Source organism: Adlercreutzia sp. (genome assembly GCF_056795635.1).
The window spans coordinates 100,155-120,507 of sequence record NZ_JBQIIT010000007.1; the positions used below are offsets into that span (position 1 = coordinate 100,155).

The 20,353-nt window shown below is 63.9% G+C and carries 14 protein-coding genes and 1 pseudogene; 5 read left to right on the forward strand and 10 right to left on the reverse strand.

Going from position 1 to position 20,353, the window contains the following annotated elements; genetic code table 11:
- Positions 1–135: 135 nt before the first annotated feature.
- The 6 genes and pseudogenes from ACTOXK_RS06355 to ACTOXK_RS06380 form a co-directional block, all read right to left on the reverse strand.
- On the reverse strand, positions 136–795 hold the full coding sequence (locus ACTOXK_RS06355; protein ID WP_482279252.1) for a zinc ribbon domain-containing protein: 660 nt from the start codon (positions 793–795) through the stop codon (positions 136–138).
- Positions 796–844: 49 nt separating this feature from the next.
- Positions 845–1,708, reverse strand: a complete 864-nt coding sequence (locus ACTOXK_RS06360; RefSeq protein WP_482276835.1) for a zinc ribbon domain-containing protein — start codon at positions 1,706–1,708, stop codon at positions 845–847.
- Positions 1,709–1,719: 11 nt separating this feature from the next.
- Positions 1,720–4,107, reverse strand: a complete 2,388-nt coding sequence (locus ACTOXK_RS06365; RefSeq protein ID WP_482279878.1) for a hypothetical protein — start codon at positions 4,105–4,107, stop codon at positions 1,720–1,722.
- Between the two features lie 51 nt (positions 4,108–4,158).
- A pseudogene (locus ACTOXK_RS06370) lies at positions 4,159–4,239 on the reverse strand (zinc-ribbon domain-containing protein); the annotation flags it as partial.
- A gap of 34 nt (positions 4,240–4,273) precedes the next feature.
- Complete coding sequence (locus ACTOXK_RS06375; RefSeq protein ID WP_482276836.1) at positions 4,274–4,753, reverse strand: hypothetical protein; 480 nt, start codon at positions 4,751–4,753, stop codon at positions 4,274–4,276.
- 236 nt (positions 4,754–4,989) lie between these two features.
- The gene (locus tag ACTOXK_RS06380; RefSeq protein WP_482276837.1) at positions 4,990–5,652 is read right to left on the reverse strand and encodes a double zinc ribbon domain-containing protein; all 663 of its coding nucleotides are present in this window, start codon (positions 5,650–5,652) and stop codon (positions 4,990–4,992) included.
- Between the two features lie 788 nt (positions 5,653–6,440).
- On the opposite strand from ACTOXK_RS06380, the gene ACTOXK_RS06385 reads away from it, so the two are divergent.
- The 5 genes from ACTOXK_RS06385 (at position 6,441) to ACTOXK_RS06405 (ending at position 10,699) form a co-directional block, all read left to right on the forward strand.
- Positions 6,441–6,692 carry a DUF4160 domain-containing protein gene (locus tag ACTOXK_RS06385; protein WP_482276839.1) on the forward strand — a complete coding sequence of 84 codons (252 nt, stop codon included), beginning with the start codon at positions 6,441–6,443 and terminating at the stop codon, positions 6,690–6,692.
- 13 nt (positions 6,693–6,705) lie between these two features.
- Positions 6,706–7,182 carry a helix-turn-helix domain-containing protein gene (locus ACTOXK_RS06390; RefSeq protein WP_482276840.1) on the forward strand — a complete coding sequence of 159 codons (477 nt, stop codon included), beginning with the start codon at positions 6,706–6,708 and terminating at the stop codon, positions 7,180–7,182.
- Positions 7,183–7,414: 232 nt separating this feature from the next.
- Positions 7,415–9,094 (forward strand): energy-dependent translational throttle protein EttA, encoded by a 1,680-nt coding sequence (gene ettA / locus ACTOXK_RS06395; protein ID WP_482276841.1) that lies wholly within the window; start codon positions 7,415–7,417, stop codon positions 9,092–9,094.
- A 265-nt stretch (positions 9,095–9,359) separates the two neighbouring features.
- Entirely contained in the window at positions 9,360–9,929 is a 570-nt protein-coding gene (locus tag ACTOXK_RS06400; RefSeq protein WP_482276842.1) for a helix-turn-helix domain-containing protein, read from the forward strand.
- Positions 9,926–10,699: a zeta toxin family protein gene (locus tag ACTOXK_RS06405; RefSeq protein ID WP_482276843.1), complete on the forward strand. Its 774-nt coding sequence runs from the start codon at positions 9,926–9,928 to the stop codon at positions 10,697–10,699. The genes ACTOXK_RS06400 and ACTOXK_RS06405 overlap by 4 nt, the downstream gene beginning before the upstream one ends.
- A gap of 4 nt (positions 10,700–10,703) precedes the next feature.
- Here the strand turns inward: ACTOXK_RS06405 and ACTOXK_RS06410 are convergent, their stop codons facing one another.
- The 4 genes from ACTOXK_RS06410 to ACTOXK_RS06425 form a co-directional block, all read right to left on the reverse strand.
- Complete coding sequence (locus tag ACTOXK_RS06410; RefSeq protein ID WP_482276844.1) at positions 10,704–12,266, reverse strand: 4Fe-4S dicluster domain-containing protein; 1,563 nt, start codon at positions 12,264–12,266, stop codon at positions 10,704–10,706.
- 10 nt (positions 12,267–12,276) lie between these two features.
- Positions 12,277–15,525 carry a molybdopterin-dependent oxidoreductase gene (locus tag ACTOXK_RS06415; protein WP_482276845.1) on the reverse strand — a complete coding sequence of 1,083 codons (3,249 nt, stop codon included), beginning with the start codon at positions 15,523–15,525 and terminating at the stop codon, positions 12,277–12,279.
- Between the two features lie 229 nt (positions 15,526–15,754).
- Positions 15,755–18,469, reverse strand: a complete 2,715-nt coding sequence (gene fdhF, locus ACTOXK_RS06420) for a formate dehydrogenase subunit alpha (protein WP_482276846.1) — start codon at positions 18,467–18,469, stop codon at positions 15,755–15,757.
- Positions 18,462–20,297 carry an NAD(P)-binding protein gene (locus tag ACTOXK_RS06425; RefSeq protein WP_482276847.1) on the reverse strand — a complete coding sequence of 612 codons (1,836 nt, stop codon included), beginning with the start codon at positions 20,295–20,297 and terminating at the stop codon, positions 18,462–18,464. Before ACTOXK_RS06425 ends, fdhF begins: the two co-directional genes overlap by 8 nt.
- Positions 20,298–20,353: the final 56 nt, after the last annotated feature.

The following is a 20,353-nucleotide window of genomic DNA, read 5'->3' on the forward strand; positions in this document are numbered from 1 at the left end:
CGGACAGCCTCCCCATGATCTCTAGCACCCTCCGAAGCACCAGAGCACGCACAGAGACAGACTGCGCCCGGCATCGCAAGCGCAAGAAGCGTCCTCAACATGGTTTTCGGAAATCCCTTCCGCACCTTTCCACTCCTACCTCTTGAGCTCGAAGCGAGCACACTGGTAGCCCGCATAGACAAGGAGCGTTATGGACAGAACGAGGGTTATCCACAACCAGGGGGATGCCGTCATGACGCCAGAAAGCATTCCATAGCCCGACTGGCTTACAGCCCCATAAACCAAAAGGCAAATCACCAGTGCCGCGGCACTTGATGAGCACGCTCCCCACGCGCCGCCGATCCCAAAGGGCTTCTTGCCGCCAAAATTCCCATAAGCATTTCGGGCCAAAAGCACCACAGCAACAAGCCATAAAATAACGATTGCGACGCTGAAGATGCCCAATCCTTGCTGCGCACTCGTGACATCTTGCGAAGACGACCCTAAATAGGAGAGCATTGTGCGAACTTCATCTCCCGCCGATGCAAAATCAAGTAGCGAGAATGAACCGGCCCACAGGCCGAAGTCGATATTCACCCACGGCAGGAACATCAAGACGATAAGCGCAACGTCCATGACCCCGGCAAGCTGGCGAGCCCGCTTCATTTCGGTCGCCCCGGCAGAAGGCCCAGCCACAGCATCACATGCGACAAGCACCTTTCGAGCACTTGAGACCGATTTATCGACTATTACTCCGCAAACCGGGCAGAAACGAACCTCCTCGGGCAACTCCTTGCCGCATTTTGCACAAAACATTTTGTCCTCTCTTCATTTAACTTGAAAGCCCTGCTTTAGTTCAAAGGCTTTAGGATGCCGGAGTGAAAACGATAGTCGCCACATCCGAAGTCCAGGTTTCTCCCATGGAGCTAAAGTGAGCGGTAATTTTGGCTTTACCGTCGGCTTCCTCATCTTGCCGCGCCCACTGGATAATATTGGAAACTGACTCCCGGGGAGAGTCGTCATTGGCACCGAACCAGAGAGTCGCATCCACGTTGCCATCAGCTTTAAGGCGAAATGCAACCGCGGCCTTTTCCGGAAGACCAGCATCGCTAAAGAACGAAGACGGCTCAACGGAGAAGGTCCATTCACCTTCTACTGTTTGAGGAAAACCTTCCGGAACCACAAAGGTAACCGAGGTTTCTCTCAGACACCGATTGAAATCAATGCCCGCGTCCTGCAATGCCTTCCAATCGTCGGTGGAAACCGCATCTTGTGCATCTCCATCAAACGTAATGCGATAGTGCTCCCCGCTTCCCTCAGGGACAGGGGTTTCAATCTTTTCCCATCGCAAACCCTTAACAACGGGGTTCCAGTCCCTAACCCCTATTCCGAGAAACTTACCCCCACCAGGCAAGCCATCCACTCCTACCGTACCGTCGGATTTCAAGTCGAACCGCAATTCCAGATAGGGCGTTGAAATCTCATAGGTTCCAGCTATATCTCCCCGAACGTGAGTGCCGGCGAAGGCGGAGAGGTAAATGGTGACTATGACGGCCACGATAATGACGGCGAGAACACCGACCCAAACTCGCGACCTATGTAACCGCGTATTAGATGCGTTCTTCTCAGAGGGAGCAGCATTTTGCAGGCAATCCCGAGCATTCCCGCAGTGGGGACAGAAAGCCGCATTCTCTTCTAACTGGCTTCCACACTGATGGCAAAATGACATGAGGCTTCTCCTTAAGCAATAACGATGTTGCTGACAATTTCCCGCTCAAGATGATGCCGTTGGGCTTCCATGAGGAAATCAATGTAAGTAGCATCGTAAGGCGTAGTGGCAATCTCATCATAAGCAGAGCCATCGCCGAGGCAAAGCTGGAGCAACATCTGCCAGTGCCCCTGCGTGCTGAGACCATTTGAGGCTTGATAATCGTTCTCTATAGCATCCATGAGAATAGCGCCCCATGCCGGTGAAACTACCGAAAGGAAACGTCCATCATCGAGCGGCCAATAAGCGAGCACAATATCAAATTCTCCTGGATCTCCCACCACGAATTCCCCGGCAGAAAATGCCAGGAGTGTGACTTCAGGCACATTCTTCAACTTCACTTCTACGTAAGAGTTCTCGCCACCACCTACCCCGGGGTAGATGATATCCACATTGTCCTTCCAGTCCTCAGGCAAATTGAGCTTGAAGTCTCCCGTGTCGATATCATAGGAAGCAGTCGATTCCTCCGATTCCAATCCCACATCTTCAGTTTGCTCCTCGAAAATGAGAGAGGGTCCGTTGAGGGAAAGCCCATCGGTCCAGTGTTCGGCATCGTAGACAGCGAGTTTCAATTCGTTGGGATTGGAAAGAGTGCGCGGCATAATGCCCATGGCCTGATACGCCGCTTGCGCGGGGCCTATTTCCCTCACGGTCACATCAAGCGTGGAAGCGGTATCTTGCCCCCACTCTTGCCCCAGAGTACAGCCATTCCCCGCAATAAGATAATCGTCACTTCCGAAGCCAACGAAAAACTGCGGCACATAGCGTCTTGCCGGACGATCCTCGAGGGAGCCGACCATCTTGATGTAGGAAACCTCGAGCTGAATATCACGATCGTAGTCCGGTTTGCACGTCTGCACCCACGTCACATACCCGTCGATATTGCACGAATAGTCGAAATCGACGCACGAAGCCTGCGGATTCCCTGGAACTAGCCTGCTGTAGAGGAGATGCCCTTGCTCGTCGTATCCCACATGACGATCGGTGCCACCATACTCGCTATCCCACAAACGTGTCACGTTTCCGTACACGAGCATGCCACGCTCGTCATACTCATAGGTCAGATCGTCGGACAACTCCTGAAACCCGCTTTCCTCTGCATAGAAGCGGGCTGCGGCAAGTCGCCCGTTGCTATCTAACTCAAACGCTCCGCGCTCGCTCCCGTTGGCATCAAGGTTCTCGGAAAAAAGAGCGACCGGTCTTCCGTCCTCATAGGCAAGCGACCTTCTTTGCTGAATATTCCCACCGTAGCGAAGCTCGGTCTGCATAAGGGCAGCGTCTTCGCCGTAACCGAACGTCGCCTCCCAGGTGTTCGTGCTTTCGGAATCCAACGTGAAGAACGTCTCACAACGTTGCAGAAGACCGTTTTCACCGTACTCATACGTTTCCCAATCCGACGAGCTCCAAGCGGATCTCACAAGTCTTCCCTGGTCGTCGTACTCATAGCGACGCTCTCCACCACGCCCCTCCAGCACTTTCAGCGGGCGGCCGAACGTGTCGTACTCAACTGCCCATGACCCCTCGATGTTTCCTGTATCTCGATTGGCCTGAGTGGCACCGACCACGAGATCCGTGAAATACAACCCAGCCTCTTCCAAGCCTTCCAGAGGCACGTTGTCATCGCAGAACAGCGTCGTCAAGTTTGCGTTGTGGGCTAAGTTGAGCGAAACGAGGGGGTTGTTGCGGCAGTCAACATACTCCACATTAGGGCATGACGAGAGGTCGAGTTCGGTCAGCCCCGCATCACGCACCACGATGGTCCGCAGATTGGGAAACGCGCCGAGGCTGCCCGTATCGATGGGATTTCCACCCTGCGAACCCGCCGTGCCAGAATCATCACCGGAGTCGGCCTCCGAGGAGGCACCCTCCCCGGGGTCAGTTTCTTCCCCAGAGGACGCATCCTCCTCAGGTGCGGCTTCATTCCCCGCCGCTGCGTCACTCTCGACGGCTCCATCGTCGATGGCATCGCCCGCATCAGAACCGATCATTGCCCCTGGATCGACTTCCGCGCCGTTCAGGGCAAATGCAACCTGGCCGTTCCCCGCTACGAAGCCCGTCACCGCCTGTTGTTCCTCCTCGGAAAGCTCCCCGTCGCCATCGAGATCCACCTGGGCCATCACGGCGGCGCGGATGGATTCGTCGGGAAAAGCCGTCTCGTCAATAACCAGTCCCCGAGGATCGAAGAAGCCAGTGGAGAGCAACGCCACCGCCACTCCAGCGGCCAACACGACGGCGCCGGCAATGCCCCCTATGGCAGCAATTCGCCCCTTCGAGAACTTGCGACGAGTATGATCGAGGCCAGAAGTCGCGACGCGCACAGTCGCACTCCCCCCTGCTGGAGTGTCGCAGATCACGGGCATTTTGGCATCCTCAGATGCCTCGTCAACCCCGACAGTCTCCTCAGGAAGAGCGGAACCGCATTCGCCACAGAAGCGAGCAGAGGGCGGCATGGGAACACCACAGTGGGGACACTTTCTCATCATGGGGGCCATAGCCTTTCCAATCCAACATCGTAACCGAAAGCCCTTAGGCGCTCGGATCCAATTCCTTTTCCTTTACTTCCGGATAAATGAGAGCGGCAACGGAGAGGGCGATAGCGCCCCACACCCATCCTGTCGCCGAGACAATACCGCTGGGAACGCCCGATGAAGAGCTGACCATTTGATCGAGGGCAAAGACCACCAAGAGGAATAACACCGAGAGAGCGCACATGGCTGCTGCACCCGCGCACCTGAAGCCTTCCTCGTTGGTGAAGTAGCGATAGGCATCGCGAATCAAGACGACGACGGTACCGAGCCAGATGGCGAGAATTCCGACAATGATCGCAGTCAAACCTGCCAAGGCGCCATCAACATCGCTCGAGATACCGCCGAGCGACGACCCCCATTCGCGAACAGTATTCGTCATATCGAGCAAAGCGGGCATGGAGAAGGAGTCGCTCCAGATATAGAGGTTCACATTGACCCACGGCATGAATGCACAGACGACCAGCAGCGCGTTCAGCACTCCCGCCACAATCTTTGCGCTCTTCGTCCTCGCGGCCAGAGCCGATGAAGCGGCGTCAACGACGCGATGGCCAACAGGCGCAGCGGACGAAACGCCGGACACCCTCGAACCCGGCCGAGAAGACGAATATCCCGTGGAGGCCCCGCATGACGGACAAAAACATGCGGTCGCTTCCATTTCCTTTCCGCATTGGCTGCAAAATGGCATGGTATCCCCTTTCGGTGCCAGACTGGAAATTACGCCGATTCCGGCTTCACAAGCGCTGTTCCACATTCCATGCAGAATGCCTGGCCGTCTTCGACGGAGGCCTCGCAAGTCGGACAACACGGCTGAGCTCCAATGGCCTCTGCTTCTTGAGATGCTCCGTCATCGGCCTCGGTGGATGTCAATGCATCGGAATACGCCTGCACCGGCGCACCGCATTCCATGCAGAACACGTAATCAGCTTTGAGGGACGCCCCGCAGGCGGCGCACTTCAGCCCTGCGGTGGCTGACATCGTAGCGGGCTGCGCCTGACGGGCCTTGTCGGCTGGCGTTCCACATCCGCTGCAGAACAGATCACCTCCTCGCAGCATCGCACCGCACACGCAGCAGGCAAAACTCTGGCGGGCGGCCTCCTCGGCAGCAGCCGCTTCCTGCAGCTGGTCTAACGCGCGCTGTATCTCGTCGCGCTCTCCATCGCATTGCGCGATGCCCTCGTACAGCTCTTCGCGCCCTTTTCGGAACTCCCCGTTCTCGCGCGTGACCTCATATAAACTTGCGCCCAGCTGGGCGGCAAGCCCTTGGCGTCGCTTGTTCACGTCACGCAGATCGGCCTTCAGCTTCGTCGACCGCGCCGCCCGTTCAGCTGCATTGGTTCCCCGACTCAACGCCCCTGTCACATCGTCCATAATGCCCATGCGTCTTCTCCCTTTACTTATTTCGCCTACCGTGCTTGGCGCAAGCCTTTGACAATCCAACTAGTTCAAACGTTCAATTTCTGCGACAAGCCTTTTGTTGTCCGAAGACGAGATCCAGATAGTGTTCGACCAAAGCCTGCTGACCAGACTTGGTATTCAGAATCTCATAGTTGCCGGTCGCCCAAACTTCTGCCATTTCGTCGCTTTGCTCTTTGGTCAACTGGCGGCAATCAAGACACCCGTACCCCAATTGAGCATGCACGACCTGCATAGTGGGGGCAGTCTCAGCTATGGAATTTCCCCATTTGTCCGCACTTGACACCTCGTAGGGCTGCATTTCGTGACAACTACCGCACTGGGGGCAGAACTTCGATTGCTCAGGAATGGTCGCGTCGCACTGAGGGCACCGCATCTTATCTCACCGCTCTCTCTTTTGCATCCTTCCAAAGGGGAGCGCCCATGATCTTTACCTGCGAAAACAACCGTGCAGCCCCTACTGCCCGCGATCGAGGAGAGCAATCTCACCCAACAGTCAAAAGTATAGGTGCGTCCTCACCTTATTCGCCCTCCCAGTTCTAACGGGAAGTTGCCCGTTCCCGACGAATAAGGTGAGGTCTTGCGCTTTGGCAGCAAATGCAACAGAAGGCACTTCAATAGAAGCTCGAGTCGGCCTTGCTCTCTTTTTATTTATGGAACAAATGTTTGTGTATTGCGCTATAATTGTCTTGAAGGAGACCGTAAGGAGTTATTGAGATTTTATAATCTGAAAGTTATACTTAGGAGGAATTATGCCAGTGATCGCAACGTTCGCGGGAATGGTGATGAAAATCTACTTCCTGGGTGCAGAGCACAACCCGCCCCATGTTCACTGCGAGTACGGGGAATTTGCGGCCGCCATCGACATCAAAACGCTGCAAATTCTCGATGGGTTTCTTCCAACGAAGAAGTACCAACTGGCAAGCAAGTGGATCGGCCTCCACCAAGCTGACCTGCTCGACATATGGGAATCGCAGCAGTTTCGGAAATTGCCGCCGCTTTAGGAAAGGATTTAAGATGTTCCATAAGCTCATTTCCATCTATCCCCTCAGCGACTTTCGGCTCCTCGGTTTCTTCCCAGGACAAGAGGCGCGCCTCTACGACATGGGGAAACTCATTGAGGAACATCCCGCCTTCGCGCCGTTGCGCAATGATGACCTTTTCCGAGATGTCCGCGTCGATGCAGGCGGATATGGCATTTCGTGGAGCGACGAGATCGATCTGTCTTCTAGCGAGATTTACGAATGCGGCACCGCCCTCGACGTGGCGGCCGTCGAAAAAGCGGCACTTTTGCGGGAAATTGTGGCAGCTCGCCAGGGAGCCGGCTTGAGCCAAAACGCCGTGGAAGAGGCTTCGGGCATTCGCCAGCCTGTTATAGCTCGCATGGAAACGGCGGCCACCAACCCACAACTAGACACAATTCTGAGAGCCCTCGCCCCTCTTGGCAAAACCCTGGCTGTCGTCGATGTGAATGAGGAGGTCATTGCACTCTAAGCGGAGTCGACGATCCTCGCCATAGCGGCGCTGTGAACTTTCGCCAAACGTGCTCGCTTTCCCTTCCTCGCATTTCGTGAGGACAGTGGCGCGGGCGCGGACGTTCTGCGACAATACCCCTCATGCAAGAGAGTGGGGACGGCAGGCCGTGGCCAGCGGGAAGATGATGCAATCCCGATGTGCGGCACCAGCAAAGCCCTCGCCAAGCCAGCAGAAAGGCGGTTTTCACTTCATGGCGGAATTCATCTACCAAATGTACAAGGCGCGTAAGGCCGTGGGTGACAAGGTCATCCTCGATGACGTCACCTTGTCCTTCTACCCTGGCGCGAAGATCGGCGTCGTGGGCCCCAACGGCATGGGCAAGTCCACCCTGCTGAAGGTGATGGCGGGATTGGAAGAGGTGTCCAACGGCGACGCGCGGCTCTCTCCGGGCTACACCGTGGGCATCCTGCAGCAGGAACCGCCGCTGGATGAGGACAAGACCGTCCTGGAGAACATCCAGATGGCCTTCGCCGACGTGCTGGCCAAGGTGGCCCGCTTCAACCAGATCGGCGAGGAGATGGCCGCGCCCGATGCCGACTTCGACGCGCTCATGGACGAGATGGGCAAGCTCCAGGACGAGATTGACGCCGCCAACGGATGGGACCTGGACTCCCAGCTCTCCCAGGCCATGGACGCCCTGCAATGCCCCGACCCCGACGCGCCCGTGACCATCCTCTCGGGCGGCGAGCGCCGTCGCGTGGCCCTGTGCCGCCTGCTGCTGGAGGCCCCCGACCTGCTGCTGCTGGACGAGCCCACCAACCACCTGGACGCCGAATCGGTGCTGTGGCTCGAGCAATTCCTCAAGAACTACCCGGGCGCCGTGCTGGCCGTCACCCACGACCGCTACTTCCTCGACCACGTGGCCGAGTGGATCTGCGAGGTGGATCGCGGGCAGCTGTTCCCCTACAAGGGCAACTACTCCACCTACCTGGAGACCAAGGCCGCCCGCATCGCCGCCCAGGGCCAGGCCCAGGCGAAGCTGGCCAAGCGCATGGAGAAGGAGCTGGAGTGGGTGCGCTCCTCCCCCAAGGCGCGCCAGGCCAAGTCGAAGGCCCGTCTGGCGAACTACGAGGCCATGGTGGCCGAGGCCGGCCGCGCCAAGAAGCTCGACTTCGCCGAAATTCAGATTCCCGTGGGCCCGCGCCTGGGCTCGAAGGTGCTCGTGGCGAAGAATCTGCACAAGGAATTCGACGGCCGCGTGCTCATCGACGACTTGTCCTTCGAACTCCCCCGCAACGGCATCGTGGGCGTGATCGGCCCCAACGGCGTGGGCAAGACCACCCTGTTCAAGACCATCGTGGGCCTGGAGTCCCTCGATGGCGGCGAGCTGGAGCTCGGCGAGACCGTGAAGATCTCCTATGTGGATCAGAATCGCGTCGGCATCGACCCGGACACGAAGCTGTGGGAAGTGGTGTCGGGCGGCACCGACTACATGATGGTCGGCGAGACCGAGATTCCCTCCCGCGCCTACGTGGCCGCCTTCGGCTTCAAGGGCGCCGACCAGCAGAAGCCCGCGGGCGTGCTGTCCGGCGGCGAGCGCAACCGCCTGAACCTGGCCCTCACCCTGAAGGAGGGCGGCAACCTGCTGCTGCTGGACGAGCCCACCAACGACCTGGACGTGGAGACGCTGTCCAGCCTGGAGGCGGCGCTGCTCGACTTCCCTGGCTGCTCGGTGGTCGTCAGCCACGACCGTATGTTCCTCGACCGCATCGCCACCCACATTCTGGCCTGGGAAGGCGACGACGAGAACCCCGGCCGCTGGCATTTCTTCGAGGGCAACTTCGAAAGCTACCAGGCCGACCGCGAGGCGCGCCTGGGCAAGGAGGCCGCCAAGCCCCACCGCCTGCACCGCAAGCTGACCCGCGACTAACCGTCGGAAAAGCCGACTGTTTCCCGGAGCCCTCTTCGACCCCCGGTCGGAGAGGGCTCTCTCGTTATGCAGCCGTTCTCCTTTTCAGACGGAAGCGGCCTAGATGGCGCGAGACACACCAGAAAGCAATATGTCGAATTCTTTCTCTATCTTTTGATTGGTATTTTGCCTTCTACTTTATAATCTATTGAGCTAATAACACTTTCATTTGCCTCAAAATGGTGCTAAAATTGCCTTATCTTATCAATCTATAGATTGGATTATCATGAGCGAAGTCGATATGTCCCGGCAAATCAAGGAAATTCGCAAGCGCTATGGCCTCTCGCAGCAGGCGTTCGCCCGTCTCCTCGGCATCGGCGAGGCGAGCATCACGCGATACGAGAACGGGGTCACCCCTACCAAGGCCAATGCCAATCTCATCCGCGCCGCCATGATCCCCGAGTTCATGGCTGGCTGCCTCGAACGGGAGGGTGGCGCGCTCACCCCCAAGCAACGCGCGTCGGTCGAGAAGATCGTCTACGCGGAAATCACCTTTGATGAGGAGGGAGAGATCATGGATATGACCGAAATCTACGAGCTCACGCTGCAACAGGAAGTACTGAATGAGAAAGCTGCCGAAATTATCGGCGACATCATCAATGGACTGGCGCAAGCCGAAGATGAGAATGATGAATTGCTGAAGATGGTCTACGAGGACCTCTTTGCGCAACTTGCGATCCTGAAACCCACTATCGCCACCATGGAAACGGCCAACTGGCACAGCCTTCACAGTATTGATGGAGAGCTGAATTGCATTCGCTCCCTTTGCAATCGCGTTCAAAAGAGGGCAGCATGAGCGACGAGCATCTCGGAGAATACTCCGCTACCGAATTTCGACGGCGCCTCGCACGAGAAATTCAAAAGGCAACTTTTCCCGTTGAAGTGGGGCCGAGCAAGACACCGCAGGCCGTTCTCTTGGGCGGCCAGAGTGGTGCCGGGAAAACAACGCTGCACAAGGTATTCCGGCAAAAAATGGCCAACGATGTCATCGTGATCAACGGAGACGAGTTCCGATCGTCGCATCCGCGCTTTGCGAGGCTCCAGCGTGCCTTCGGCGACAAGTCGGTCGATTACACCGCTCCTTGGGCTGGCCACATGACAGAAGCGGTCATAGAGCACCTCTCACGCATCGGTTACAACCTCATTATCGAGGGAACGCTGCGCACGGCTGAGGTGCCCCTCGAGACAGCCGATCTGCTGCGCGGGCGCGGCTATGGGGTATCCCTGGCCCTCATGGCCGTCAAGCCGGACATATCGCTGATAAGCTGCCAGATACGCTACGAGGAAATGCGCATCATGGGAACCACGCCGCGGGCCACCGATCCGGCACACCACAACAAGATCATCGACCAGATCGTCAGCAATCTCGCCGTCCTGGAACAGAGCGGCGCCTTCGAGAGTATCTCGCTCTACAACCGGGCCCAAGAGTGTCTGTTCCCCCGCGAGGGCACCGACCAAAGCGCAAGCGATGCCCTGCGGAACATACTATTCGGCCCCTGGACCACCGCCGAGCGCCGCCACTACCAGCACCTGCAAGCCAAACTCGCCCACCTGCAGACACGCTGATCTACTACGTGTGGGGAGCGTCGTCCTCGTCACCGTCATCCTCCGCGGGAGAGGCGGCCTTGCGGGCCAGGTGGTGGGCAACGAGGTCGGCAGCGAGCAGACGGCGGAAATCCTCCACGTTGTAGAGCTCTCCCGTGTCGCTCTTGCCGTCTACCACGGGAATCTCTCCTGTAGCACTTCCGTCGCTGGGCACGCCTTCGACCGTCGACGACCCGGCAGCGGTGGCCGCCCCATCATCGGCGAGAGTGATAACGGGAATCTCCCCCGTGTCCCCCAGCTCGTCGATCACCGGTATCTCGCCTGTGGTGCCGCACTCGTCGACCACGGGTATCTCGTCGGTGGGGCTGAGGCCGTCGATCGGGGGCAGCTCGCCGGCGGCGTCCGCGTCAGCAACAGGGCTCTCGCCCAGGCCGTCGGATGCACTGACGCCTTCAGCAAGACCATCATCCCCCGTCGGTACGCCCCAGGCGCTCCCGCTCTCGGTGCCGGCCGGGCAACTCTCAAAGGCGACGGGGATAAGATGCGGCTCCTCCCCCGCTGCGGCTGCCGCGGCAGCGGCCGCAGCTGCCGGCGAGGCAGCCGTGGCCCGGGCCCGCAGGGCCTCGCGCTTGCGGAGGGCGGCATCCAGGGCGCTTCCCGTCGAGGCGCCATCCGTCCCCTCGACAGCAACGCCCTCGGCCACGGGCGCCGGGGAAGCGCCGGCCCCTTCCTCGGCCACCGGCCACCAGGAGGCTCCCTCGGCGGCCATGGCCAGCGGCGTGCGCACGGCCTCGGAGCGCTCGCGGCGCAGACGGTTCGCCTCGCGAGCCAGGGCCACCGTGGCACCGGCGGCCCCCGCCGCCAACACGGCCAGAGAAACGGGCCCCGCCATACGGGCCGCGGCGATCCAGGGAATCTCCCCTGCGGTGGCGAAGGCCTCGTTCAGATGGCCCTCCGTTCCGTACTTGAGCACTTGCACGACCCCATGGCCGCCCTGCTCGACAGCCCCCAGCACATTGGCGCGGTCCCACCCGCGCTCCCGCAGCACGGCGGCGCGCTCCTGGGCCCGCTCCAGCACCTCCTCGCGCGGACCGAAAGTCAGGGCATCAACAGGGCACGCGGCCACACAGGCCGGCAACTCCCCATTGGCCACCAGGTTGGCGCATCCGTCGCACAGACGCACCGGGCCATGCTCTCCCGAGCCGTGGGGCGCGCCCACGGGGCACACCATGGCACACAGGCCGCAACTCACGCAGCGATCCGCCACCGGGCCCAGCAGCCCGGTCCCTTCCACGATCTCAAGGGCGCCGGTGGGGCACACCTGACCGCAGGGGGGCTCGGCGCAGCGAACGCACCCGCGGCGGGCCGTCTCCCACACCAGGCCGCGCCCCGGCACTTCGCGCTCGGTCAGGGCGATGGCCAGCGGCGTTGATCCGTCTAGGTCGGCCGGGCGCTCGTAGGCGTCGGCCACGGGCTCGTTGCCGGCCTCGGCGGCCAGGGGCAGCCAGCGCCGCTCCTTGCAGGCGATGGCGCAGGCCTGGCAGGCCACGCAGCGGCTTCCGTCGAACAGAATGGCGTTCTCTCCCATGGATCCTCCCTTAGGCCTTCTCGATGTTCACGAGGAATCCCTTGCCGTCGCGCGCCGCAGCCGCTCCGGCGGCCCCGGGAACGAGCCGGTTCCAATGACAGGCGGAAACCTCCGCAGGGGCCGAGGCCGCCGTGCGCGGAGCCATGCCGTTCAGGCAGATAACGTGGGCCTCGCTGTCCTCGCAGGGGAAGGGGGCCACGCGCCCCGTTACGAGCACCGGCGCCTCGAGGGAGCCGCGCTCGTTGAACACCCGCACGGTGTCCCCCGTGGCCAGATCGCGAATGCGGGCCAGGGCCGGCGACACCTCAACGAAGCAACCGGGCTCGAAGGCCCGGGCCGCTGCGGAAAGACCGCGCAGGGCCGCTGTCTCACCCCGGCCGTTGTTCACCACCGCCACGATGGGGTAGGCCGTCCGGTCTACCTCGATGGCGCGGTAATCCGGTGCGAGGGCATCCTGCACCGCGGCATCCACCGCCCCGGCGGCCGCAACGCCCTCGGCGCCCTCCTCGACCGCGTCCGCTTCTGCCCCTTCCCCGGCATCGGATGCCGCCCCGGCTGCCCGAGAGGCCGCAGCCATCAGGACCGGCGAGGCGTAGGAGCCGTTCAGGCGGTTGTTCAGCGACGATTCCAACGGCTCGTAGTGCTCGGGCAGGGGCCCGTCGCCCAAGCGGTCGGACGCGAGCAGCCCCGTCTCTTCCCACAGACCCGGGAAGGCGCGGTTATCCGGCGCGAGCCAGCGTCCGTCGCGCAGAGCGGCGAAGTCGGGCTGATCGATGAGAATCCAGCTCTGGCCGTCCCAATGGAGCAGGTCAGCCGCCGCGTTCCAAGGCTGGCCGGCCAGATTGGCACTGGCCCGATTGCCGCGCACCCGCACGTTGCCGGGCCAGGTGAAGCCCCACTGGGGAAAGAGCCCCAGCCCGCTCTCGTCGGTGGCATCCCGCCGGCCCACGGGCTGTTCCGCGGCCCGCTCGAGGGAGGCGACGCTGTTCCAGCACCCGGCCAGGGCTGGTACGGCGCAGGCCACCGTCCCATCGGCCCGCAGGCCGTCAGGCCCCTCCAAGAGGCGCACGGCGGTGCTGTCGAAGTCGCTGTCCTCCACGACATAGCCGTTGAGGGCCCAGGCCACCCGGGCCGGATCCACCCGCTCGTCTGCCAGGTAGTTCCACTGGGCATTCAGCAGAGGCGCGGCCCCCGTGCCCCCCTTCGTGTCGTAGAGGTTGCGCACGCGGCGCCACAGATCGCCGATGATGGCGAGCTCGGAGCGGCTCTCCCCGAACGGCTCGAGGGCCGCGTCGGCGTGCTGCACCATGCGGCCGCTCGCCCGCAGGCCTCCCTTCTCGGGACCCACGGCCGCGGGCAGCACGTACACCGTCGTGCCCACCGTCGCGGCGTCCACATCCGGCGCGTTCCAGAACGAGGCCGTATCGTCCAGGGCGCTTTCCACGACCACGAGCCATTCCAGCGAGCCCAGGGTGCTCCCATCGAAGCCGCCAGGGGCCGCGGCCAGCAGGTCGGCCGACCAGGTGAAGCAGCCGCGCACCGTTCCCGCCGCCAAGGCGGCGAACAAGTCGCCTTCCGCGGCGGCGGCCCGCTTGGGCAGCCAGTCGTAGCCGTAGTCGTTCTCGGCGGTGGCCGCCGCGCCCCACCACTCCCGCAGGACGGACACGAGGCGCTTCGGATCCTGGGCGCGGGAGCCGGCCGGGGCCACGCGCCCCTCCAACCACGCCTGGAGCGTGCCGTCGTCGGTCGTGGGCCACGCCATGCCCCCCGGCAGCCAGTCGGGGCGCAGGCCCACCACATCGGCCGTGGCCTCCCCCGCCGCGCCGCCGGCGTAAGCGATACCGCCCCCGGGCAGCCCCACGTTGCCGAGCAGCAGCTGGGCCACGCAGGCGGCGCGGGCGGCCTGGGCCCCCGTGCCGTGCTGCACGAGCCCGGCCCCGGCGATGATCTTGGCCGCCCGATCGGGCGCCCCCGTGGCGGCGACGATCTCGTACACCCCTTCCAACACGGCCTGGTCCACACCGCACACAGTGCTCACCGTGTCAAGATCGTAGCGCCCATAGAACTCCTGGAGCCGCATCCACGTGCTGGAGGGATGCTGGAGCGTGATGTCGCGCACCGGCTTCGGCGTCGAGGGGATGGCCCACACGGGCACGCCCTCGCCGCGCACCCAGGCGAACTCGCCCTCGTAGCGCATGTTCCACGTCTCCGTGCCGTCGATCTGCCAGCCCCAATGCGCCTTGTCGTAGGTGCCCGAGAACGGGTCCCACCCGGAGAACAGGCCGCTGCCGCTGTCGAAGGCGAAGCCGTCGTCCAGCAGGAAGGAGGCGCTCGTATAGTTCAGCACGTACTCGGGCTGCCAGAGGTTGTGATCCAGAATGTACTTCACGAGGCCGCCGAAGAAGGCGATGTCGGTGCCGGGGCGCAGGGCCACGTGGGTATCGGCCATCTCAGCCGTGCGGCTGCGCACTGGGTCCACCACGATCCAGCGGGCGCCCCGGTCGCGGGCCTGCTCGATCCAGCGGGCCGTAAGGGGCTGGGAGGCAACATGATCGGCGCCCACCGTGAGAATCACCTGGGAATTCACCATGTCGTTCAAGGCCGAAGAGGGCTCGGCGATGCCGAAGGTGGCCTCGGTGCCGGCCCCGAAGATGCGCCGGCCGCCGGCGGCCTCGCTGTCCAGATGCACGACGCCCCAGCTGCGCAGGGCCTTCATGAGCAGGTACTGCTCCTCCACGAGCAGCTTGGCACCTCCGAAGCTAGCCAGCGCCTCAGTGCGCATGACGGGCAGCTCGCCCTCGTATTCCACGAAGCTCTCGTCGCGGGTCTTCTTCACCAGGGCCGCGATCTCGCCCAGGGCCATGTCCCACGAGATGTCCTCCCACTCCGCAGCGCCGGAACGGCGCACCCGCGGCGTGGCCAGGCGGCGCGGGTTGGCCACCTTCTCGCCGGTGGCCGGGTCGCGCTCCTCCCGCAGGTCCAAGAGCCGCTGGCCCCGGGTGCACAGCTTTCCGCCCGTGAAGGGGTTGGCCTCGTCGCCGACAACGGCAAGGGCCGCGCCGTCCTCGCAGACGATGGCCCCGGTGCAGCCCAGCGGGCAGCCCTCGCAGACGATAGGTCGCCACTCCTGCTCGCCCTCGGTCGGGGCCTCGGCGGCGGTCTCGTCATCGGCCCAGGCAGCCGTCGGCGCAAACGTCGCCGAGGCGGCCGCAGCGGCCAGCCCGGCTCCGGCAAGGAAACTTCTCCGCGTTAGTTCCATAGGTGACGATCTCCTCAGATGCGCTTGTTAACACCTCGTCTCTCGCCCAGCATTTTCCCACAGCGAACGAGAAAACGGCCCCCGGAAACGCGCTCTCCGGGGGCCGTCGGGGCCCATTCCCATAAATTGTCCACGTTCTTCACCGCCTCACCCCCATTGATGAGGCGATTCGTCGGCTTTACCGGCTCAACGAGCCGATGGGCCGGCGGGACGCCGCCCTCCGGGTGCCTTAGGCCTCGGCCCGGCTGACGGCCACGGCGCACACCTTGTACTCGGGCACCTTGCACACGTCGTCCAAGGCCGCGTTGGTGAGCCAATTGGCGTTGCCGTCCTGGAAGTGGAAGGGCATCCACGTCTCGCCCGGCGAGGTCTTGGGCGACACGCGGGCCGTGGTGACCAGGGAACCACGGCGGCTTTCCACCCGGACCCGGTCGCCGTCGGCCACGCCGAGGGCCGCCGCATCGGCATCGTTCAGCTCGATGAACGACGTGTCGCCCATGGCGTTGAGCCCCTCGGTCCGCGCAGTCATGGCACAGGCGTTGTAGTGGTGCAGCACGCGCCCGGTCATGAGCACGAGGGGGAACTCGCCGCAGGGCAGCTCGTCGGCGGGACGGTACTCCGCGTCGGAGAACTTCGCCTTCCCGCGGCTGAAGGTGCCCACGTGCATGATGGGCGTGCCCGGAGAATCCGCCGTGGGGCAGGGCCACTGAAGCCCGCCCCCGGCCACCGCAGCGCTATCGAGGCGCTCGTGGCTGATGCCGCCGTAGCTGGGAGTGAGCGAGGCCACCTCGTCCATGATGGCCGCCGGGCTCAGGTGGGGCTGCGGGTAGCCCATGCGGTTCATGATCTCAGTGAAGATCCAGGTGTCGGGGCGCGTTCCCTCGATTTCCACAGCCGGGCGAATGCGCTGGACGCGGCGCTCGGTGTTGGTGAAGGTGCCCTCCTTCTCGGCGTAGCTGCGCCCGGGCAGCACCACGTCGGCCAGGGCCGCCGTCTCGGTGAGGAACAGATCGTCCACCACGAGGAAGTCCAGGGCCTCCAAGGCGCCCATCACGTGGTTCGTGTCGGCATCGGTGCGCACCGGGTCCTCGCCGAAGATGAACAGGCCCCGGATGCGGCCGTCCTTCATGGCACCGAAGCACTCGGTGGCCATGAGCCCCGGCTTCTCCGGCAGCGCCACGCCCCAGGCCGTCTCGAACTTGGCCCGCACCTCGGGGTTGGCCACCTTCTGATAGCCCGGGAAGTCGGCCGGAGTGGCCCCCATGTCGCAGGCGCCCTGCACGTTGTTCTGGCCGCGGATGGGGTTCACGCCGCAGCCGGGACGGCCCAGCTTGCCGGCCACCAGGGCGATGTTCGACAACGACATGACGCCCTCGGTGCCCGTGGAGTGCTCGGTCACGCCGAGGCAGTAGATGATGGGGGCGCGGTCGGCCCGGCCGTACAGCTCGGCGGCGGCCACCAGATCGTCCGGGTCGATGTGGCAGATCTCGGCCACGCGCTCGGGCGTGTACTCCTCCACCATGGCGGCGAAGGCGTCGAAGCCCTCAGTGCGCTCCTCGATGAAAGCGTCATCGGCCAGGCCCGCGTGGATGAGTGCCCGGGCGAAGCCGTTGGCGAAGGCCACGTTGGTGCCGGGGCGCAGCTTCAGGTGGATGTCGGCCCTCTCGGCAATGCGGATGTCGCGCGGGTCCACCACGATGAGCTTGCTGCCGCGCTCCACGGCGGCGCGCACCTGCATGCCGATGACCGGGTGGGCCTCCTCGATGTTGGAGCCCACCATCATGATGACGTCCGGCGTGTCGGTAATGTCGGCGATGGTGTTGGTCATGGCGCCGGAACCCAGGGTGATGGCCAGGCCCGCCACGGTGGGGGCGTGGCACACGCGGGCGCAGTTGTCCACGTTGTTGGTGCCGAAGGCGGCCCGCGCCATCTTCTGCAGCAGGTAGATGTCCTCGTTGGCCGAGCGCGAGCAGGCGAAGGCGGCCACGGAGTCGGGGCCGGTCTCGCCGATGATGCGCTTGAAGTTCTCAGCCACGTAATCGAGCGCCTCGTCCCAGCCGGCCGGCTCCAGCGCCCCGGTGGCGCAGTTGCGGATGAGGGGCGTGGTGAGGCGATCGGACGCCTGGACGAAGTCGAAGCTGCCCGAGCGGCCCTTCACGCAGAGGCGGCCGTGGTTGGAGGGCCCGTCGGCCGGGCGCGTGTCCACGATGCGGCCGTCCTTCACGAGCAGGTCGTACTGGCAGCCCGTGGCGCAGTGGGGGCAGGTAGTGCGCACGGCGCTCACTTCCCAGGCGCGATAGTCGGCGCGACGCTTCTCCACGATGGCGCCGGTGGGGCAGGCCGCCGCGCAGCAGCCGCAGCTCTCGCAGCCCGTGGCGCGCCAGTCGGGCCCGAAGGGGGCCTCGACGGCCGCGCGCAGGCCCCGCTGGACCGTTTGCAGCGTGTGGTTGCGGGCCTGGTTGTTGCAGGCGCCCACGCAGCGCTGGCAGCCGATGCACAGCCGCGGGTCGAAGCGCAGAAACGGGTTCGCGTCCCGCACCGGGGCGTTCTTCTCGGGAACGGGGAAGCTGGGCGTCTCCACCCCCAGATCGCGGCAGAGGTCCTGCAGCTCGCAGTCGCCGTTCTTCAGGCAGCTGAAGCAGAAGTTGGTGGAATTCAGGCCGTGGTTGGAAATGACCAGGTCCAAGGCGAGGCGCCGGGCCTCCGCGACCCGCGGGGTATCGGTGCGCACCACCATGGCCTCGGCCACCGGGGTCTTGCAGGCGGCCACGAGCTCCGGCTCGCCTTCCACCTCCACCACGCATACGCGGCAGGAGCCCACATTGCTCACGTCTTTCAGGTAGCACAGGGTGGGAATGGCGACGCCGGCCTCCCGAGCCGCTTCCACGATGGTGGTGCCCGCGGGCACGGTCACGGCGCGGCCGTCGATGATCAGGTTAGGCATACTGGATGCGACCCCCTTCCGCACTGCCGCAGCCGAACACGTCGCAGCGCAGGCAGCGACCGCACTCCTGGGCGGCCTCTTCGGTGGACATGGCTTCTTCGGTAGCCGCGAAATCGCGGGCGCGCTCGCGGGCTGGGCGCTCGGCCACCGCTACGCGCCCCGTGGGCACGCGGCGGTTCGGCACCGCCGGGGGCGCCTCCACCCCGCAATCCAGGGTGTGGTTGTAGCCCAGGTAGGCGTCGATGTTGCGGGCCGCCACCTTGCCCGCGGCAATGGCGCGGATCACCGTGGCAGGGCCGGTCTGGCAGTCGCCGCCGGCGAACACGTTGGTGAAGCCCTCGGCCACCAGGAAGTTGTCCGCCGTGAAGCGACCGCGATCGGCGGCCATGCCGAAGGCCTCGAAGGGATCGGACACGATGTCCTGGCCGATGGCCACGAGCACCACGTCGGCGGCAATGACCGTCTCGGGCTTGTCGGCGGCCACGGGCGCGGGGCGGCCACCCTTCATCGGGCCCACCATCTGGGGCTGGGTGATAAGCGCCCGCACGGCGCCCTCCTCGTTCACGGCCAGGCCCACCGGCGCCTGCAAGGGGCGCATCTCCACGCCCTCGGCAATGGCGGCCTCCACCTCGGCGGCCAGGGCCGTCATGTCCTCCAGGCGGCGGCGGTACACCACCGTCACCTCGCCGCCGCAGCGCACGGCGGTGCGGGCGCAGTCCATGGCCACGTTGCCGCCGCCGACCACCACCACTGACTTGCCCGTGAAGTCGGGAATCTCTCCCTCGCCGATGGCGCCGAGCAGCTCCACGGCCGAGAACACGCCCGCGGCCCCCTCGTTTTCCAACCGCAGGGTCTTGGCCCCGTGGGCGCCGATGGCCACGTACAGAGCGTCGAAATCGGCGGCCAGGCGCTCCAGGGCCGCGGCATCTACCGCCTCGCCGGCGTGCACAGTGATGTCGCCGGCCCGCAGGATGGCGGCGATGTCCTCATCCAGGCGCTCCCGCGGGAAGCGGTAGGAGGGAATGCCGAAGCGCATCATGCCGCCCAGCTGGGTGCGGCCCTCGTACACGTGCACCTCATGGCCCATAAGGGCAGCGAAATAGGCGCAGGTGAGTCCCGAGGGGCCCGCGCCCACCACGGCGATGCGGCGCCCCGTGGCCGGCAGGGCCTCGGGCACGGCCACTTCGTCGGCGGCGGCCCGGTCCACGGCGTAGCGCTTGATGCCGCGAATGTTCAGGGGCGCATCCACGAGCATGCGCCGGCAGCGGGTCTCACAGGGATGCTCGCACACGAAGGCGCAGGCCGTGGGGAACGGGTTGTCCTTGCGAATCATGGCCACGGCACCGGCGCAATCCCCCGCTCCGGCCAGGGCGATGTAGCCGGGCACGTTCACATGGGCGGGGCAATCGGTCTCGCAGGGCACCGACTGGCCCACACCCTCGGTGCAGCGGCGGCGCTGCACGTGGGAGGCGAACTCGTCGGCGAACTCGTCCAGGGCCGCGAGCACGGCCGCGCCGGCCTCCGAACCGATGGCGCAATCGGAGCCGTCGCGGGCCAGCTCGGCCAACGCACGCAGGCGCTCCATATCCCCCTCGGTGGCGCGGCACGCCAGCACCGAGCCCATGAGAGCCGCGGCCTGGGGCAGGCCGTCGCGGCAGGGCACGCACTTGCCGCAGGTCTGGGCGGCGCTCGCCTCCAGCAGCGTGGTGGTCAGCGCCACCGGGCACATCCCCGGGGGCGTGGCGACCACGCGCCGCTCGAAGCGATCGAGAAACGCCCGCAGCCGCCCGTCGTGGACGGCCCGCGCCTCGATAGAGAGTCGGTTCATAGGCTTCTCCCTCTTCTTGTTCAGGTTAGACATGCGCCAGTGTATCAGCCGGCGCC

Excerpts from the sequence above, each read along its gene's own strand:
- ACTOXK_RS06390 (WP_482276840.1), top strand. The coding sequence starts at position 6,706 with ATGTTCCATAAGCTCATTTCCATCTATCCCCTCAGCGACTTTCGGCTC.
- ACTOXK_RS06425 (WP_482276847.1), bottom strand. The coding sequence starts at position 20,297 with ATGAACCGACTCTCTATCGAGGCGCGGGCCGTCCACGACGGGCGGCTG.
- ACTOXK_RS06360 (WP_482276835.1), bottom strand. The coding sequence starts at position 1,708 with ATGTCATTTTGCCATCAGTGTGGAAGCCAGTTAGAAGAGAATGCGGCT.
- ettA (WP_482276841.1), top strand. The coding sequence starts at position 7,415 with ATGGCGGAATTCATCTACCAAATGTACAAGGCGCGTAAGGCCGTGGGT.
- ACTOXK_RS06380 (WP_482276837.1), bottom strand. The coding sequence starts at position 5,652 with ATGGGCATTATGGACGATGTGACAGGGGCGTTGAGTCGGGGAACCAAT.
- ACTOXK_RS06405 (WP_482276843.1), top strand. The coding sequence starts at position 9,926 with ATGAGCGACGAGCATCTCGGAGAATACTCCGCTACCGAATTTCGACGG.
- ACTOXK_RS06400 (WP_482276842.1), top strand. The coding sequence starts at position 9,360 with ATGAGCGAAGTCGATATGTCCCGGCAAATCAAGGAAATTCGCAAGCGC.
- ACTOXK_RS06415 (WP_482276845.1), bottom strand. The coding sequence starts at position 15,525 with ATGGAACTAACGCGGAGAAGTTTCCTTGCCGGAGCCGGGCTGGCCGCT.
- ACTOXK_RS06385 (WP_482276839.1), top strand. The coding sequence starts at position 6,441 with ATGCCAGTGATCGCAACGTTCGCGGGAATGGTGATGAAAATCTACTTC.
- fdhF (WP_482276846.1), bottom strand. The coding sequence starts at position 18,469 with ATGCCTAACCTGATCATCGACGGCCGCGCCGTGACCGTGCCCGCGGGC.
- ACTOXK_RS06410 (WP_482276844.1), bottom strand. The coding sequence starts at position 12,266 with ATGGGAGAGAACGCCATTCTGTTCGACGGAAGCCGCTGCGTGGCCTGC.
- ACTOXK_RS06355 (WP_482279252.1), bottom strand. The coding sequence starts at position 795 with ATGTTTTGTGCAAAATGCGGCAAGGAGTTGCCCGAGGAGGTTCGTTTC.
- ACTOXK_RS06365 (WP_482279878.1), bottom strand. The coding sequence starts at position 4,107 with ATGCCCGTGATCTGCGACACTCCAGCAGGGGGGAGTGCGACTGTGCGC.